This window comes from Thermotoga sp. RQ7, from assembly GCF_000832145.1.
GTDB lineage: Bacteria > Thermotogota > Thermotogae > Thermotogales > Thermotogaceae > Thermotoga > Thermotoga neapolitana.
This window is the reverse complement of the sequence record NZ_CP007633.1, coordinates 1,406,635-1,422,913: the sequence shown is the minus strand read 5'-3', so window position 1 is coordinate 1,422,913 and position 16,279 is coordinate 1,406,635. Positions and strand designations below refer to the sequence as shown.

Genomic DNA, 16,279 nt, shown 5'->3' with positions numbered 1-16,279 from the left:
GCTCTGGGAAAAAGTCAACGTAAGGAGTTTCCATACCTCAAAGGAAGTATTGAAACTTGTACACGAGCACTGGGAAGTAGGTCAGTTAGTGCCGTTTCCATACCTCAAAGGAAGTATTGAAACCCGATGGATTTCAAGGAAATTATACCACAAAGCATATCAAAAAGCAAGAGTATATGGGAACATACAGAGGATATTTCATCACAGGTGATTCTAACACACAGAAAGACCCAGTCAAGTACTGTTTGGAAAAATGGAATAATTGCATAGTCAATGAAAAGCCTAAAGAAAGACAAAATCAAAAGATAAATTATCCTAACCTAGGTCAGGGCATTTTGGAGTGTTTCAAGGGAAAACCGTCTAGTTCCTGTTTTCACAAGTTTGTTCAAAAAGGTCCCCCTTAAAAGGTTAGAGACTAAGTGTGTGGTTTCTTTATTCATGATAGATATATGATGATAGATGAAGACATATTCTCATATTCTGTTTCACTTTCTTGCTCATTATTCCCTTTCTCTTGCATACATCACCTCTCTCAAACCCGCATGAATTTTTTCGTTACCGGTAATTGCATACTCCGTACCCTTCTTTCCATGCCAGTTACAATTACCACCCACCTTGTGAATAAATGGAACTTACCCTGGTTTAGTGAATAAAATATGATTACTTCTGTACAACAAAACTATTTCTAACATGAGATGCGAACAGTGGGTAGATTGTAATTGATATTCCTTATTCAGAAAACAATATGTAATCCATCGTATTTACAAAAATGAAAATTACAGTGAAAAAACACGTCATAAAAATCAGGACAGAAAATTCTATAATTATGCTATCAAGAATTACAGGGAGGGTTTTCTATGAAAGAAAAGGTTGTCCTTGCATACAGTGGAGGACTGGACACTTCCGTTATTTTGAAGTGGCTCTGCGAAAAAGGTTTTGAAGTGATTGCCTATGTGGCAAACGTGGGACAGAAGGATGATTTCGAGGCCATAAAGGAAAAGGCCCTGAAAACAGGTGCTTCAAAAGTCTACATCGAAGACCTCCGAAGAGAGTTTGTCACAAACTACATATTCACTGCCCTTCTTGGCAACGCTCTCTACGAGGGAAGGTATCTTCTTGGAACAGCGATCGCTCGACCTCTCATCGCAAAAAGGCAGGTCGAAATAGCAGAAAAAGAAGGAGCCCAATACGTCGCACACGGTGCCACAGGGAAAGGAAACGATCAGGTGAGATTCGAACTCACCTACGCCGCTTTGAATCCAAATCTCAAAGTGATATCACCATGGAAAGATCCGGAGTTTCTCTCCAGATTCAAAGGAAGGACCGATCTGATAAACTATGCCAGGGAAAAGGGTATCCCTGTTAAAGTTTCCAAGAAAAGACCATACAGCGAGGACGAAAATCTCATGCACATATCCCACGAGGCAGGAAAGTTAGAAGATCCCATGTACATACCCGACGAAGATGTCTTCACATGGACTGTGTCTCCAAAAGAGGCACCGGATGAAGAGACACTCCTTGAGATTCATTTCGAAAAGGGTGTGCCGGTGAAGGTCGTGAACCTAAAAGATGGAACAGAAAAAACCGATCCACTCGAACTCTTCGAATACCTCAACGAGATCGGTGCAAAAAACGGTGTGGGAAGGCTCGACATGGTGGAAAACAGATTCATCGGAATAAAGTCAAGGGGTGTTTACGAAACACCCGGTGCCACCATTTTGTGGATCGCCCACAGAGATCTTGAGGGAATCACGATGGACAAAGAAGTGATGCACCTTCGCGACATGCTCGCACCTAAATTTTCCGAACTCATCTACAACGGGTTCTGGTTCTCACCGGAGATGGAGTTTCTGCTTGCAGCCTTCAAAAAATCCCAGGAAAACGTGACGGGGAAGGTGATCGTGTCGGTGTACAAAGGTAATGTCATGCCCGTTGCAAGATACTCACCGTGTTCGCTGTACAACCCGGAACTCTCCAGCATGGACGTTGAAGGAGGCTTCGATGCAACAGATTCAAAAGGTTTCATCAACATCCATGCCCTCAGGCTCAAGGTGTACAGACTAACAAAAAAGGGGTACGAAAAATGAGCGAGAAACTCTGGGAAAAAGGCTACACAGTCGATGAAGAAGTGGAAAAGTTCACGGTGGGGGACGACTACATCGTTGATATGAGAATCATAAAGTACGATATAAAGGCTTCCATCGTTCATTCGAAAATGCTTCAGCGAACGGGACTTCTAACACAGGAAGAGCAGAAAAAGATAGAAGAAGCCCTCAACGAACTTCTCCATCTTGTGGAAGAAGGAAAGTTCCAGATAAAACCCGAAGACGAAGACTGCCACACCGCTATAGAAAACTTCCTTGTGAAGAAACTGGGAGAGACAGGAAAAAAGATCCACACAGCGCGCTCCAGGAACGATCAGGTGCTCACCGCCCTGAGACTGATGTACAAAGATGAACTGAAAAAGATAAAAGATCTGGTTGTCGAACTACAAAAAAGTCTGGACGGATTCATCGAAAGGTTCGGACAGATAAAATTTGCCGGCTTCACCCACACCAGGAAGGCAATGCCAACCGATTTTGCAACGTGGGCGGGTGCACTCAAAGATGCCCTCCAGGACGATCTGAAACTCCTCGAGACGGTGTACGACATAATCGATCAATCTCCGCTCGGAACGGGTGCCGGATATGGAGTCCCGATAGAAGTGGACAGAGAGTTCACGGCGAAAGAACTGGGATTTTCCAGAGTTCAGTGGAATCCCATCTACACACAGAACAGCAGAGGAAAGTTCGAATACCTTCTCCTCCACGTTCTTTCTCAAATCTCGTACGATCTGAACAGGTTTGCCTCCGACATCATCTTCTTTTCTCTTCCAGAGATCGGATTCTTGAAACTTCCAAAGGAGCTCTGTACGGGAAGTTCCATCATGCCACACAAAATAAACCCAGATCCCTTAGAGCTTGTGAGGGCATACCATCACTTCGTTGTTTCCAGAATGGTGATGGCCGTTTCGCTTCCGTCGAACCTGATACTTGGATACCACAGAGATCTTCAGCTTCTGAAAAAGCCGGTGATAGAGTCAATAGATGTCGTTAAGAATATCTTAAGAATAATGAAAATAATTTTTGACCGCATTGAAGTAGACAGGGAAAAATCCGAAGATAGTATTACCGAGGAAGTTCTTGCAACCCACAGGGTATACGAACTCGTGAAAAAAGGTATTCCGTTCCGTGACGCCTACAGAATGGTGGCAGAAAAATACGGGAGGGAAAAGGATTGATCAGAGTCGGCATAGTGGGAGCCACAGGTTACACGGGGATCGAACTCTTCAGACTTTTGAAAAAACATCCTTCTGCAAAGATCGTTTACATGTCCTCCAGAACGTACGCCGGAAAGAAGATGATGGAGGTGTATCCGTCCACGCTCGAAGAGGCCGTTCTGGAAGACTTCGATTCCAGAAAGATATCAGAAAGCTGTGATGTGGTGTTCACCGCCCTTCCCGCGGGTGTCAGTTACAGACTCGCCATGGAACTTCAAAACGTGAAAATCATCGATCTCGGTGCGGACTTTCGTTTCGACGACCCGAACACTTACGCGGAGTGGTACGGAAACAAACTTGAAGACTACAACAGCACAGAAAGAGTATACGGCCTTCCTGAACTTTACAGGGACTCGATAAAAAACGCCAGAATTGTGGGAAACCCGGGGTGTTACCCTACGAGCGTGATCCTTGCCCTCACTCCGGCCCTGAAGTCAGGTATCGTGGAAGTTGACACGATCGTTGTCGATTCAAAATCGGGTGTGTCAGGGGCAGGAAGAAAAGAAACACTCGACTACACCTTCTCCGAGGTGAACGAAAACCTGAGGCCCTACAATGTGGCAAAGCACAGACACGTTCCGGAGATGGAGCAAGAACTAAAGAAGATAGCCGGAAAGGATGTGAAAGTGATCTTCACACCGCATCTTGTTCCCATGACGCGAGGAATCCTCTCCACAATCTACGTGAAAACGAATGCTTCTCTGGAAAAGATCCACAGAATCTACCAGGAGTTTTACGCTGGAGAGCCTTTTGTGCATGTATTACCTTTAGGGGTGTTTCCATCGACGAAGTGGTGCTACGGTTCGAACCACGTTTTCATAGGAATGCAGCTGGAAGAGAGAACCGGAACGCTCATTCTGATGAGTGCCATAGACAACCTCGTGAAGGGGGCATCGGGTCAGGCGATTCAGAACATGAACATCATGTTCGATCTAAAAGAAACGGAAGGACTGGAATCTCTTCCCATATACCCATGAAAGGGGTTGGAAAGAAGTGTTCGTTCCGAGGGGATTCAGCTACGCGGGAGTACACTGCAGAATAAAGAGAAAAAGGAAAGACCTCGGTATCATCTTCTCTGAAGTGCCCTGCACCGCCGCCGGGGTTTTCACCACGAACGTTGTGAAGGCTGCACCCGTGATCTACGACATGGAGATTCTGGGGAAAAATCCTTCTGGAATCAGAGCGATTACCGTGAACAGCGGTGTAGCGAACGCCTGCACGGGAGAACAGGGAATGATCAACGCAAGAAGGATGGCGGAGAAAACGGCAAAAGAACTGAACATCCCCGTTGAAAGCGTCCTTGTGTCTTCAACAGGAGTGATAGGTGTTCAACTTCCAATGGAAAAAGTGGAGTCGGGGATTGAAGAGGCGGTGAAGAACCTCTCGAAAGACCCTGTTCCCTTTGCAGAGGCCATCATGACAACGGACACGAAGATAAAGATCCACAGCAAAAAAGTGACGATAGAAGGGAAAGAGATCACCGTCCTTGGAATAGCAAAGGGCTCCGGTATGATACATCCCAACATGGCGACGATGCTCTCTTTCATAACGACCGATGCGAATGTTTCTGAGGATGCTCTGAAAAAACTTCTGAAGATCTCTGTCGACGATTCCTACAACATGATCGATGTCGACGGTGATACAAGCACAAACGACATGGTGATCATACTCGCAAATGGACTTGCAGGAAACGCACCCATTCAGGAGGAAACCGATGGTTTCTGGAAGCTTTATGAGGCCGTACACGAAGTCAACCAGGTCCTTGCGGAAAAAATTGTGGAGGATGGAGAGGGAGCCACAAAGGTGATAGAAGTGGAAGTGAGAAACGCCCCGGACAGAAACTCTGCTCGTTTGATTGCACGGGCGATCGTCTCTTCGAATCTTGTGAAGACAGCCATCTACGGTGAAGATGCAAACTGGGGAAGGGTGATAGCGGCCGCGGGGTACTCCGGTGCACAGTTCGATCCGGACAGACTCGACCTTTTCTTCGAAAGCGCAGCCGGTAGAATAAAGGTGGCAGAGAACGGCCAGGGAGTGGATTTTGACGAAGATACAGCAAAGAAGATACTGAGCGAAAAGAAGGTGAAAATCATCCTCGATATGAAGCAGGGAAAAGAACTTGCAAGAGCCTGGGGATGTGATCTGACTGAAAAATACGTGGAAATAAACGGGAGGTACAGGACATGAGAATCGACACCGTCAACGTTCTTCTTGAAGCGCTTCCTTACATAAAGGAGTTCTACGGAAAAACGTTCGTTATAAAGTTCGGTGGCAGTGCTATGAAGGAAGAAAAGGCAAAAAAAGCCTTCATACAGGATATAATCCTTCTGAAGTACACGGGTATAAAACCTGTCATCGTCCATGGGGGAGGTCCTGCCATCTCTCAGATGATGAAAGAACTCGGCATAGAACCCGTCTTCAAAAACGGCCACAGGGTGACGGATGAGAGGACGATGGAAATCGTGGAGATGGTGCTCGTTGGAAAGATAAACAAGGAGATAGTCATGAACATAAACCTTCACGGAGGACGAGCAGTCGGCATATGTGGAAAAGATTCAAAACTCATCGTGGCCGAAAAGGAAACAAAATACGGTGACTTAGGATTCGTCGGAAAGGTGAAACAGGTCAACCCGGAAATACTCCACGCACTCATAGAGAACGACTACATCCCTGTGATCGCACCCGTTGGAATAGGAGAAGACGGTCACTCGTACAACATAAACGCAGACACCGCTGCCGCAGAGATCGCAAAAAGCCTGATGGCAGAAAAGCTCATCCTCCTCACGGATGTTGACGGTGTCCTGAAAGATGGAAAGCTTCTTTCCACCCTGACCCCAGAGGAGGCAGAAAACCTTATAAAAGACGGTGTCGTAACAGGTGGGATGATTCCAAAGGTGGAGTGTGCAATCTCTGCTGTGAGAGAGGGTGTCGGCGCGGTACACATCATAAACGGCGGACTGGAACACGCTATCTTGCTTGAGATATTCAGTCGAAAGGGAATAGGTACCATGATCAAAGAATCGGAGGGATGAAGATGTTTCTCATGAACACCTACAACAGGTTCCCTGTAACGCTTGTTTACGGAAAAGGATCGTGGGTTTATGACATCAATGGGAAGGCGTACCTTGACTTCACCTCGGGCATAGCCGTGAACGTACTTGGTCACTCCCATCCGGAACTCGTAAAAGCGATAAAGGACCAGGCAGAAAAACTGATTCACTGTTCCAACCTCTACTGGAACCTTCCACAGATGGAGCTTGCAGAACTCCTCTCAAAGAACACGTTCGGTGGAAAGGTGTTCTTTGCCAACACGGGAACGGAAGCGAACGAAGCGGCAATAAAGATCGCAAGAAAGTACGGAAAGATGAAAAGCGAAAAGAAGTTCAAGATCCTCTCGGCTCGAAACTCTTTCCATGGAAGAACGCTTGGCTCTCTCACCGCAACCGGACAGCCCAAGTATCAGAAACCATTCGAGCCACTCGTTCCGGGTTTTGACTACTTTGAGTTCAACAACATTGAAGACCTGAGAAAAAAGGTATCGGACGAGGTCTGTGCCATCTTTCTTGAACCCATCCAGGGAGAAAGTGGTATCATTCCGGCAACGAAAGAATTTCTCGAAGAAGCAAGAAGACTGTGTGACGAGTACGACATTTTGCTCGTCTTCGATGAAGTTCAGTGTGGAATGGGAAGAACGGGAAAACTCTTTGCCTATCAGAAGTACGGAGTGACACCCGACATCCTCACCGTTGCGAAGGGACTCGGTGGAGGTGTCCCCATAGGAGCGGTCGTTGTAAACGAAAAGGCAAACGTGCTGGAGCCGGGAGATCACGGCACCACGTTCGGCGGAAATCCGCTCGCATGCAGAGCAGGTGTCACGGTGATGAAAGAGCTGACGAAGGAAGGTTTTCTGGACGAAGTGGACAGGAAGGGAAGGTACCTTCTGGAAAAACTTTCCAGAATGAAAGAAAAGTACAGCGCGGTGGAAGATGTTCGTGGTATGGGATTGATGATAGGGATTCAATTTTCCGGTGTGGAGAACAAAAATGTTGCAATGAAGTGCTTTGAGAAGGGACTGCTTGTGGTTCCGGCCGGAAACAACACGGTGAGACTCCTTCCTCCGCTGACCGTCGAGTACGGGGAGATCGATACAGCCCTCAGGATCCTGGAAGAGGTGCTCCAGGAAATTTGAAAGGGAGGCGTTGCCTCCCTCATTTCTTTCTATCTTCCTTCTCTTTTTCTTCTTCTTTCTTCATCAGTTCCCCTTCTTCCCCTAACTGTTCTAATTCTCCACCACATTTTTCGCAGTTTTTGTTCAGCTGATATTCTATGGACGTTGCAGAGTAGTATATGGCCCCGCATTTTGTGCATCTATATATATACGGCATCAAGCCACCCCCTCATGAGAGTTACTAGATCTTGTGGGTCTTCGCTTCGCTTTTTTAGTATATTCTAATACTTTATTCGCTTTATTTCAAGCTTTTAGAAGAAATAAGACAAGACCAGCTGTGGAAATCACAAATCCTGCAACCTGGAAAACACCCAAAACTTCGCCCAAAAGCAGATATGCCCACAGCATGGAAAGGGAGGTCTCACCAACCAGTGCCATGCTCACAACACTCGAGGGAAAATTTTTGAGTGAAATATTTATGAACAGGTATCCCAGGAAAGAACATCCCGCCCCCAGAGCTAACAGTATGAACCATTCTCTCAACGGTACGATCTCAAAAGAAGGGAAAGAGAGCGCAAAAAGAACGATCGAAGCCACAGCGTGTGTTCTCAAACTGAATGCGAGGCTCCCCATCCTCTGGTTCAGCTTTCTTCCAAGAACAAGATAGCCACAGAGAAAAAGAGTGCCAGTGATCGCCAGCCAATCTCCTCTGGTAGCATCAGAAAACTTCTCATTTCCAAGAGCGGAGATCAGAACACCGATTACAACGATCGATCCTGTGACGAACTGCTGCAGTGTGGGTATTTCTCTGTAGAGAAGATACGAAAGAAAACCCGTGACAACAGGTTGCAACATCAGTGGTATCACGGCTCCGGCCACGGTGGTATAATCAAAGGCTGCTATCCAGAAACGAAAGTGCATCGCAAGAAAGAAACCAGCAAGGGCTGAAAACATCTCATCCTGTAAAGGAAAAAATCTGGGTTTTTTTGCGATCAAAAGAAACAGAAAAGAGGCAATGAATACCCTGTAGAAGGCAATGGTTTGTGGGGAAAGAGTTGAGATCTTCGCAAGTACACCGGAAAAAGAAGCAATTAAGACGCTGAGCAAAAGATAAAAAGCCGGCCTCAATGTTTCACATCCTTCTTAACAGTATATTTACGATCAAGACCTCTTGAACTGTTTCCCATTTTATAGTATATTTCTTTCTGGTGCACGTTCTTTGCCCCCATCGTCTAGCGGCCTAGGACACTGGCCTTTCAAGCCAGAGGCAGGGGTTCGAATCCCCTTGGGGGCGCCAGGCATTTTACGGCTTTTGGCCTGATAGGGGGATGCCAACATTTGGCATCCCTTTTGTTTTTTTACTGGTCACAATTTTTTGTATCAGGCTCCTTTGTATCTGAGCTCCGGGAAAAGAGAAACACAGGTGTATTCCAGGGCCTTTTTGAAAGCAATGTTTATAGGGTATTTTTCCTGTGCAAGGAAGAAATCGATGGAGAGCAACTTCGAGTGAACTTTCTGACATTCAGGAAGGCTTTCAGAAAGGTTGGTCAGCTGTGGTTTCAGGTATCTGCAAGCCCACACCTCTGGTCTCCCCTTCCTCAAGATGTAGCTTCCAGAAAACAGTCTGCAAACAAGAGGCCTGAAAGAATGATAAGAGCACCCACCTTGTTCAGAACGAGGATCGAAGAGCACGCACCGGCCTGATTCATCGGTGGTTTCAAGGATTTTCAGCCACCTTTCTATGGAACCTTCCTTCAGAAGATGTATCGCCAGGGGAAGAAACTCAAGGATCGTGGCTTCGATATTGATGGAGGGAGTATCACAACACTCCCTGCACCCGTTGCAGGAAGGAAGTCCTCTCTGGATGTTTTCCAGTTCCCGATACAGCTCCATCACTTTGATAGCCAGTTCTTCCAGCCTCTTCACAGAGAGTATCTATATCCAGTTGAGGTAACAAACAAAGGCTAACTTAGAAAAGGAAAGAAAAAGGAAGTGTTAAGATCAAGAAAAAAATAAAACTTCCATCACCCCACAAAAGCAGGAATGGCACTTTTTCTGAGGGACAGAGTGGAGAAGATCATATCGATTTCATGATCATCCCAGGGATTATGAGTTGATGAAAACATAATAAGGTGTGCTGTGGTAGAACTGAGAAAAATCGAAAGACTTGCCTGAAACGTCCTTGAAAAACTGCGCTGGCAGTTCGGAAAAAAGGGAAGGCAAGAGAACAAAACCAGAAAGTTTGGTTATAAAATACTACTGGGGAAGGGGCTTATCAAGGGAGAAGTGGAGGTGTGAGAATGAGAAGGCTTCTTCTGTTTTTCGTGGCAGTGTCAGTTGCTCTGGCACTTGTTAGTGGTTGTGTAGCTTCAGGTGGGTCTTCTTCCTCTTCTATACCAAACATCGTGGGAAGATGGGAAAGCACTTCTACTTTTCCAATAGACATAAACTATGATGGAACACCAGACACATATGGCAAGTATGTTATGATCGTTGAAAACCAGAATGGTTCAACCTTCACAGGACTATTTGGTGGTGTAGAACTCTCTTCAGGAATACAATTCTTTTTGCCCATGACGGGTACAATAACTTCAGGCGGGAACATTGTAATCACAGTAACTCTAACTGATCCAACAACAGGTCAAACTGTAACTGCAACAAGCCAAGGTGTCTACGCCTCTGGTAGAATCACAATCATAGGCGAAAACCAAACAATTGACCTCGTAAAGGTTCAGTAAGCCTACTGCCCCTTCCTCTTCACCTATTTCGAAGCAATTCCAACACAAGAATACCACAAACGATCCCTTTACGTCTGCTCCATCACAATTTGCTTTGCTTTGCTTTCCCTCTTTCTGGCGGTACTGATGAACTCCCGTGGATGAGAAACGGCAGGACGGGGCAGTGTGGCTGAGGCACAGAAGAGAAGGAATTTCCCACGATTATATTAAGTTTGTTTATCGTGTGAATATTCGATTCTTGTACCTGAACTTTTCTGCAGAAGTGAGAAGACTTCTTTCAACATATTTGCTATAATTTCTGGACAGATATTCAAAGCTTTTTCTGAGGTAATATTCAGGAGGCTCTTTAACCACTTTAAAAGAGGAAACGTCTATCTTTTCACCGTCAAAATAGGCTTCTATGTATCTCTCCTGTTTGTTAAGATTTCCAAGGGTGGTATCGAATAATACCTTTCCTTCCCCTTTTCCGAGTCTTCTTAGTTTCCCTGTGATTTCTTTCAATAAATCGAAAGGTTTCTCTACAGTAAGCATAATGACAAAGTACTTATAATCCATATCCGTTACGAAGATTTTGAATCTCATATCATTTCACCTGCCTAACTGATCTTTCATATTTCTCAAAAAGGTCTCCTATCAATTCCAGAGCTCGCTTTATTAGATCATCTACTTGAGATTTTTCAGGAATAATGGAAGTGTGTCCTTCTAAGGACGATGCGTGAACATAGGCATGTCTGTAATCGTGGTAGAAATTGTAGCACTTCTCTAAGACGGATAGGAGATCGCCCAGGTTATAATTTGCAATACAATCTGGTCTGATTTTGTATGAATTGTCTTTCTTGCTCCATTTGAAAAAATCTCCGATTCTATTAATCTTTTCTATTTTTCCCGTTATCATTTGTAGTCCCATTTCTATGAATGCTTCCAACACGCGTACCGATGGTACTAGGTATAAAGAAAAATCTCTGAAGGGCATGGTAGGTTCTTCAAGGTAAGCCAAATACGCTGTTAACAGTTCGTTCTTTAACGCTTCAGATATTAATTCAGATCCATATGCTCCTTTGGTTACTCTGTTCAAAGTTTCCTCAAGCCTGCGTTCATCTTCTATTCCATATATACGCTTGATGAAGTTTTTATATCTTTCAGCACTCTCGAATTCTGATAGGAACAATTGGACATTCTTAAACACGTCATGGGCTTTTCCTTGTATCTGCAAATTGCCGGTATTCATGTAATATGTGAGAGTGAGTTCTTCTTTAAAATATTTGTTTTTTACTTTTACCATTACTATCCTTTGAGAGGGTCTTATGGATTGCTCAGGATGATATCCTTCTTCCTCTAAATACTGAAGCAACAGCTCAAAGTGTTTCTGATCCATATTTATCGATACCTCAGTGTTAATGGTGTATTCCTTCGATTTTTCAATGGCTTTCTGCAATTCCAGGGGAAACCAATCAATATTTGCTTCTCCTTTTGCCGCCTTTTTTGCCAGCCTGTCAGCCTCATCGTTGCAAAAGTCCCCAGAATGACTCTTCACCTTCTCAAAGACCACTTCAAGACCGCTCCTGCAAAACTGCTCGTAAAGGTACTTGTAAACACGCGTCACCGGCTCTTTTGTTCTGTACTCTTCCGTTGCCCACTTTTCAAGCCCTTCAAGATCGTGCCTGAGAATGAGTCTTTTTGCTCCTTTCTTCAAAGCACAGTCCATGGCAAAAAGTGCAGCCATGATCTCTCCGGCTATGTTCCTTGAGTCTTTGAACTCATCGATGTCCGTCCAGAAATAGTACTCCTCTTTCTTTCCCCTATAGCACAGAACCACTCCAGAACCACAGACCACATCATAACTCCCATCCACATAGGCGATCATCGTCTCTTCGTCAAGTTCCGGGCAGGTGCATTCATCTTTTCCTTCAAGATATGCCTTTGCATCTTCTATCTTCTCAAAACTTTTGTATTCTGCTCCCGGAAAGCCCTTCACCTGTTTTTCTGCCTCTTCCCAGGACTCATAGATTCCGGGAACTCTTCCCTTCCTTACAGCGTAGTACTTTTTTCCTGACACTTTATCCCACATCCCTTCATACATTTCCTTTGTGGCCTTACAACGATATAATACAACAGTTAGTATCAAATCAATCTCAGTTACATAAATCACACGGCTGTCGTTAGAGTATTTCCTCACCTCATAATTTTAACCCCTTCTCCTTCCACCTGTTCACCACCGATTTGAAGTGTAAAAAAACAAAAAACCCGGCCGAAATGGCCGGGCTGTTCACATACTGGCAGGTAGAGCTGGTGGCCAGGGGCGGAATCGAACCGCCGACACCTGGATTTTCAGTCCAGTGCTCTACCAACTGAGCTACCTGGCCACCTCATATCTCTGGTGGGAGCGGCAGGACTTGAACCTACGACCTCCTGCTTGTAAGGCAGGCGCTCTTCCCCTGAGCTACGCTCCCACCGCATTAAGTATATTACATCAAAATTCGGGATTAGTCAACATCTGCTTCTTCAGACAGGATCTGCTTTTGCTTTTTCAGACTTTTAAGAGAATACATCTGAAGATCCGCTTTCTGGACAACGTTTTCTATATTCTCACCCGGTCTCCATGTTTCTATGCCGTAGGAAAATTTCAATGGAAGACCAAACGGGTTGAACATAAGCTTTTTTTCCAGCCTTTTTACGATGTTTTCCACTGTTTTCTCGTCTGCTTCCGGGAAGGCAACCAGTATCTCGTCTCCTCCGAACCTTACAGCACAGTCCGTTCTTCTTATGTTTTCCACTATCTTCTGGGCAGCAAATTTCAGAAGTTTATCTCCCATTCTGTGAGAATAGCGGTCGTTTATCATCTTGAAATCGTCAAGGTCTATCACAAGAAACGCTATGCCCTTACCTTTCTTTCGCTTTTGCCTCTCCATCTCTTGAGGAAGCCACTCCTCGAAGAAGTAGTACCTGGTGTAGAGCCCAGTTAGATAGTCTCTTATGGCTATTTCTTTCAATTTCTTGAATATTCTTATCGTTCCAAAGAATACGACCACGATCCCAATAAGTATGATGTTGTATCCAAAGGCCTCATTGAATGTATCGATCAGAAGTCCCAGGATGATTACTGCGATTCCAATCTCTAGAGTGTAGCTTCCAAGGTTCTTCACGTAATTTCTTACAAGAAAGACAAAGAAAAAAAGGAGCAGAGCAGCCATTACGTGGACAATCTCTTCCATCAAGAAACTTCACCCCCCAATTTCGTATCCATCGATGAAGACTTTAAGGTTTTTTGGAAATATCAAAAGGTGTGGAGGAATGATCAGGTAGAAACCCTTTCTTGTGGTTTTTATCGAAAAAACGTGAACTTCTTTTTCATTCTCCAGTTTTATATCAAGAGTCGATGTGGTTTGAGTGTTGGGAGAGAAGATCCAACCGGAAAAGACGATTCCTTTTTGGGTTTCATCTTCGAAAAGGGTAAAATATTTCACCAGGAAAGATCTGGTCCCGATTGTTTTGTAGAGTTCTTCGGGAAACTCCACAGAGAGTTCTTTGAGGTACAGAAAAGACCCGAACGAAAGAGAAACCAGGGTACAGATTGTCAAAAAAAGAATCTTCCTCACAAAATTCACCCCCCGGAGGTGGTGTATATGGATATCTTCGAGGCGATTGAGAGAAGGCATTCGGTGCGGGATTTCCTGGAGAGAAAACTGCCGGAAAGTATAAAGGAAGAAATAGAAAACCTCTCTTTGAAGTCTATCACAGAGAAACTGGACTGGAAAGTGAATCTTTCCACTTTTCCAGGTTACGTTTATGCAACAACCAGGAAAGATTTTGAAAAACAGGTGGATTACGGCTTCCAGGGAGAACAGATCGTTCTTTTCCTGACCATGAAGGGACTTGGAACGTGCTGGATGGCACGCTCTCCTCATCCAGACGTTCCTTACATAATCACTTTCGGGTATCCAAGATCAAGAAATTTCACAAGAAGCAGAAAACCCATCACTTCTTTTCTTGAAAACGATGTGGAAGAACTACCTCCAGAGATCATAAGGATAGTAGAAATGACAATACTCGCACCTTCTGCTATGAACAGACAGCCATGGAGAATAAAGTTCACGGGTGGAGAACTCTGCATTTCCTCCAGAAGTCCTGTGGATCTTGGGATAGCCCTGTCACATGCGTTCCTTGTCGCACGGGAGATATTCAAAAGAGAGCCAGAGATCGTGAAGAAAGGAGAGGATACATATTGTCTGGTTCTGAACTAATGAAAACAGCAATTGAGATAGTGAAAAACTCCATAGAGTCTGTGCTACCGGACAGAGCAGTGAAGGACACATTAAAGGATCTGAACCTTCAGGACGTCTTCCTCGTATCGGTTGGAAAGGCAGCATGGAGAATGGCAAAGGCTGCCTTCGATGTCCTGAACGGAAAGATAAGAAAAGGGATCGTTATCACAAAGTACGGACACAGCGAAGGTCCCATAGATGATTTCGAGATATACGAGGCGGGACACCCCATTCCTGATGAAAACACCATGAGAGCAACTCGAAGGGTTATGGAAATAGTCGAGGAATTGAATGAGAAAGATACTGTCCTTTTTCTTCTGTCCGGTGGAGGATCTGCCTTGTTCGAACTGCCCATGGAGGGTGTATCCCTTGAAGAACTGCAGAAGATAACCGATTCATTGCTGAAGAGCGGCGCAAATATCGAAGAGATAAACACAGTGAGGAAGCACCTTTCACAGGTAAAAGGGGGAAGGTTCGCAGAGAAGATATTCCCTGCAAGAGTTGTTACACTCGTTCTTTCCGACGTACTGGGTGACAGGATCGACGTCGTGGCCTCCGGCCCCACCTCCCCAGATGCATCAACTTCGGAAGAGGCCATCAGGATCCTGGAAAGGTACAGAATCAGCGTGAGCAATGAGGTGAAGAAAGCCCTTTTAAAAGAAACTCCAAAGCACCTGTCGAACGTGGAGATCCATGTACTGGGAAACGTTCAGAAAGTGTGTGAGGCAGCAAAGAAGATAGCCACAGAAAAAGGCTTCAACAGTGAAATACTGACAACCACACTGGATTGTGAGGCAAAAGAAGCAGGTAGATTCATCGCAAGCATCATGAAAGAGATCAAGTTCAGAGATAGACCCCTGGAGAAACCAGCCGCTGTGATCTTCGGTGGAGAGACGGTGGTACATGTAAAAGGAAATGGCCTTGGAGGAAGAAATCAGGAACTTGCCCTCTCGGCGGCGATAGCCCTGGAAGGAGTAGAAGGGGTTGTTCTGTGCTCCGTTGGAACGGATGGAACAGACGGTCCCACGGACGCAGCAGGTGGCATCGTGGATGGAAGAACGGCAAAGATTCTGAAAGAGATGGGAGAAGATCCTGTTGAATATCTTGAAAACAACGATTCCTACAACGCACTGAAAAAAGCAGGTGCCCTTCTCAAAACGGGACCCACGGGAACGAACGTCAACGATCTGATCATCGGCCTTGTCATCTAGCCTTTGCCAGAACGTACACAAAAACACTTTCTGCTCCGCTTCTGAGGAGTGTTTGAGTGCAATCTTTCACACTCGTTCCCGTTGTCATCACATCATCCAGCAAAATGACCCTGCGGGGTGGGGGTTTCTGACACACGAACCTTCCCAGTTTCTTTCTTTCCTCCTTTTCTCTGTCCACCTGTCTTCCTTCCGAAACGTTTTCGAGGATTTTTACGGAAGGGATGGTGAGTTTCTTTGCGAACTTCTTTGCTAACAACTCCATGTGGTCAAAACCTCTTTCTTCGAGTGAGCTGAGAGAAGACGGCACCCAGGTGACAGCATCTGCCTTCCTCTGAAAGTAACTGTAAAGTCTGAGGAAAAGTTCTGCAAGAAAGTCCGAAAGCAAAGTTTCGTGGTGGTACTTGTAAAGCTTTATGACCTCTTCCAGTTTATCGGTGTAGGTGGAATAGGCAAAAACTTCGTAGTTTCTGTGACACTCATGGTAGAAAGAGGGTCCTCTTCTTACGATCTCTGTTGTACACTCTTCACAGAGAGGAGAAAACGGAGAAATTTCCCTTCCGCAAAGAAGACACGTGTTCACG

General features: G+C 45.2%; 16 protein-coding genes, 3 tRNA genes, 2 pseudogenes and 1 CRISPR repeat array (1 of these 22 cut by a window edge). Of the genes and pseudogenes, 10 read left to right on the top strand and 11 right to left on the bottom strand.

All coding sequences use genetic code 11. From position 1 onward, the window contains the following. Window positions 1-123: direct repeats of the CRISPR family, unit length 30 nt; unit sequence GTTTCCATACCTCAAAGGAAGTATTGAAAC; it reaches 575 nt to the left of the window's first position. A 734-nt stretch (window positions 124-857) separates the two neighbouring features. From TRQ7_RS07295 to TRQ7_RS07270, 6 genes are read left to right on the top strand one after another with little or no spacing between them, the layout of a single operon-like run. Next, window positions 858-2,087 carry an argininosuccinate synthase gene (locus TRQ7_RS07295; RefSeq protein ID WP_041844333.1) on the top strand — a complete coding sequence of 410 codons (1,230 nt, stop codon included), beginning with the start codon at window positions 858-860 and terminating at the stop codon, window positions 2,085-2,087. Further along, the gene (gene argH / locus TRQ7_RS07290) at window positions 2,084-3,280 is read left to right on the top strand and encodes an argininosuccinate lyase (protein ID WP_041844332.1); all 1,197 of its coding nucleotides are present in this window, start codon (window positions 2,084-2,086) and stop codon (window positions 3,278-3,280) included. Before TRQ7_RS07295 ends, argH begins: the two co-directional genes overlap by 4 nt. Next, entirely contained in the window at window positions 3,277-4,296 is a 1,020-nt protein-coding gene (argC, locus tag TRQ7_RS07285) for an N-acetyl-gamma-glutamyl-phosphate reductase (protein WP_015919673.1), read from the top strand. The genes argH and argC overlap by 4 nt, the downstream gene beginning before the upstream one ends. Window positions 4,297-4,312: 16 nt before the next feature. Next, window positions 4,313-5,506: a bifunctional glutamate N-acetyltransferase/amino-acid acetyltransferase ArgJ gene (gene argJ, locus TRQ7_RS07280; protein ID WP_015919672.1), complete on the top strand. Its 1,194-nt coding sequence runs from the start codon at window positions 4,313-4,315 to the stop codon at window positions 5,504-5,506. Then, window positions 5,503-6,351, top strand: a complete 849-nt coding sequence (argB, locus tag TRQ7_RS07275) for an acetylglutamate kinase (protein WP_015919671.1) — start codon at window positions 5,503-5,505, stop codon at window positions 6,349-6,351. The genes argJ and argB overlap by 4 nt, the downstream gene beginning before the upstream one ends. Before the next feature lie 2 nt (window positions 6,352-6,353). Beyond that, on the top strand, window positions 6,354-7,508 hold the full coding sequence (locus tag TRQ7_RS07270; protein WP_038067649.1) for an acetylornithine transaminase: 1,155 nt from the start codon (window positions 6,354-6,356) through the stop codon (window positions 7,506-7,508). 19 nt (window positions 7,509-7,527) lie between these two features. Here TRQ7_RS07270 and TRQ7_RS09640 read toward each other — a convergent pair whose 3' ends face one another. Both TRQ7_RS09640 and TRQ7_RS07265 read right to left on the bottom strand, forming a co-directional pair. Continuing rightward, window positions 7,528-7,707 carry a hypothetical protein gene (locus TRQ7_RS09640; RefSeq protein WP_168098964.1) on the bottom strand — a complete coding sequence of 60 codons (180 nt, stop codon included), beginning with the start codon at window positions 7,705-7,707 and terminating at the stop codon, window positions 7,528-7,530. Window positions 7,708-7,790: 83 nt separating this feature from the next. Next, complete coding sequence (locus TRQ7_RS07265; RefSeq protein ID WP_041844331.1) at window positions 7,791-8,615, bottom strand: DMT family transporter; 825 nt, start codon at window positions 8,613-8,615, stop codon at window positions 7,791-7,793. A gap of 93 nt (window positions 8,616-8,708) precedes the next feature. On the opposite strand from TRQ7_RS07265, the gene TRQ7_RS07260 reads away from it, so the two are divergent. Next, window positions 8,709-8,784 (top strand) — tRNA-Glu (locus tag TRQ7_RS07260). An 83-nt stretch (window positions 8,785-8,867) separates the two neighbouring features. Here the strand turns inward: TRQ7_RS07260 and TRQ7_RS07255 are convergent. Beyond that, on the bottom strand, window positions 8,868-9,413 hold the full coding sequence (locus TRQ7_RS07255; RefSeq protein ID WP_041844330.1) for a YkgJ family cysteine cluster protein: 546 nt from the start codon (window positions 9,411-9,413) through the stop codon (window positions 8,868-8,870). Window positions 9,414-9,787: 374 nt separating this feature from the next. Here TRQ7_RS07255 and TRQ7_RS07250 point away from each other — a divergent pair, with 374 nt between their 5' ends. Then, on the top strand, window positions 9,788-10,225 hold the full coding sequence (locus tag TRQ7_RS07250) for a hypothetical protein (protein ID WP_041844329.1): 438 nt from the start codon (window positions 9,788-9,790) through the stop codon (window positions 10,223-10,225). A 216-nt stretch (window positions 10,226-10,441) separates the two neighbouring features. Here TRQ7_RS07250 and TRQ7_RS07245 read toward each other — a convergent pair whose 3' ends face one another. From TRQ7_RS07245 to TRQ7_RS07220, 7 genes and pseudogenes are all read right to left on the bottom strand, one after another. Continuing rightward, window positions 10,442-10,807, bottom strand: a complete 366-nt coding sequence (locus TRQ7_RS07245; protein WP_015919664.1) for a type II toxin-antitoxin system RnlB family antitoxin — start codon at window positions 10,805-10,807, stop codon at window positions 10,442-10,444. Between the two features lies 1 nt (window position 10,808). Next, window positions 10,809-11,591, bottom strand: a pseudogene (locus TRQ7_RS09795) (hypothetical protein); the annotation flags it as partial. An 81-nt stretch (window positions 11,592-11,672) separates the two neighbouring features. After that, window positions 11,673-12,293 (bottom strand): annotated as a pseudogene (locus TRQ7_RS09790) (viroplasmin family protein); the annotation flags it as partial. 219 nt (window positions 12,294-12,512) lie between these two features. Continuing rightward, window positions 12,513-12,588, bottom strand: a tRNA-Phe gene (locus TRQ7_RS07235). Between the two features lie 12 nt (window positions 12,589-12,600). Next, window positions 12,601-12,675, bottom strand: a tRNA-Val gene (locus TRQ7_RS07230). A gap of 33 nt (window positions 12,676-12,708) precedes the next feature. Further along, the gene (locus TRQ7_RS07225; protein WP_081434656.1) at window positions 12,709-13,437 is read right to left on the bottom strand and encodes a GGDEF domain-containing protein; all 729 of its coding nucleotides are present in this window, start codon (window positions 13,435-13,437) and stop codon (window positions 12,709-12,711) included. A gap of 9 nt (window positions 13,438-13,446) precedes the next feature. Next, window positions 13,447-13,821 carry a hypothetical protein gene (locus TRQ7_RS07220; RefSeq protein ID WP_038067625.1) on the bottom strand — a complete coding sequence of 125 codons (375 nt, stop codon included), beginning with the start codon at window positions 13,819-13,821 and terminating at the stop codon, window positions 13,447-13,449. 27 nt (window positions 13,822-13,848) lie between these two features. Here TRQ7_RS07220 and TRQ7_RS07215 point away from each other — a divergent pair, with 27 nt between their 5' ends. Further along, window positions 13,849-14,466, top strand: a complete 618-nt coding sequence (locus TRQ7_RS07215) for a nitroreductase family protein (RefSeq protein ID WP_041844328.1) — start codon at window positions 13,849-13,851, stop codon at window positions 14,464-14,466. Beyond that, the gene (locus TRQ7_RS07210; protein ID WP_041437856.1) at window positions 14,466-15,698 is read left to right on the top strand and encodes a glycerate kinase; all 1,233 of its coding nucleotides are present in this window, start codon (window positions 14,466-14,468) and stop codon (window positions 15,696-15,698) included. The genes TRQ7_RS07215 and TRQ7_RS07210 overlap by 1 nt, the downstream gene beginning before the upstream one ends. On the opposite strand, the gene TRQ7_RS07205 is transcribed toward TRQ7_RS07210, so the two are convergent. Further along, the gene (locus TRQ7_RS07205) at window positions 15,691-16,278 is read right to left on the bottom strand and encodes a ComF family protein (protein ID WP_236681692.1); all 588 of its coding nucleotides are present in this window, start codon (window positions 16,276-16,278) and stop codon (window positions 15,691-15,693) included. The two genes, TRQ7_RS07210 and TRQ7_RS07205, sit on opposite strands and share 8 nt — an antisense overlap. Between the last annotated feature and the right edge of the window lies 1 nt (window position 16,279).